Genomic DNA, 463 nt, shown 5'->3' with positions numbered 1-463 from the left:
GGCCTCTGTGGCTGCCGGTGGTCATTGCCAGCGCTGCCGCCTCCATCATCGCCTACAAGACCGTGGGCTCGCCCTGGCATGTCTCGATTGGCGCTGTTGCCGGTGTGCTGCTGGCGGTCATCCTGCCTCCCCACCATAGCGGCGTAAAGGCACGGCCATGAGCACGACCTTCTGGATCATTATCGCCGGCGCAATCGCGACCTATCTGACGCGCATCGGCGGGCACCTGGTGATATCGCGCTTCGATACCATCCATCCCCGCGTCGAGGCCGGCCTCAATGCCGTGCCGGCGGCGGTGCTGACGACGCTGGTAGCGCCCGAGCTGTTGAACGCCGGCCCGGCGGAATGGGCCGCACTGGTGGTCACCGCCGTGGTTTCGCTGCGCGGTGGGTTGATGGCGATGTTTTTGGCGGGCGCGGCGGTATTGATCGTGGCGCGGCAGTTCGTCGGGTAGGGCGTATCG

At 66.5% G+C, this 463-nt stretch carries 1 protein-coding gene and 1 pseudogene; both read left to right on the top strand.

The genetic code is table 11. The annotated features are described in order from the left end of the window. A pseudogene (locus tag EOA49_RS33915) lies at positions 1-161 on the top strand (branched-chain amino acid ABC transporter permease); the annotation flags it as partial. Next, a complete protein-coding gene (locus EOA49_RS32385) occupies positions 158-454 on the top strand; it encodes an AzlD family protein (RefSeq protein ID WP_013530970.1) in 297 nt (98 codons plus the stop codon). The pseudogene EOA49_RS33915 and the gene EOA49_RS32385, both read left to right, overlap by 4 nt. The last annotated feature ends 9 nt before the right edge of the window (positions 455-463 follow it).

Source organism: Mesorhizobium sp. M1A.F.Ca.IN.020.04.1.1, from assembly GCF_003997315.1.
Classification (GTDB): Bacteria; Pseudomonadota; Alphaproteobacteria; order Rhizobiales; family Rhizobiaceae; genus Mesorhizobium.
This window is presented reverse-complemented; position numbering and strand designations above follow the sequence as displayed.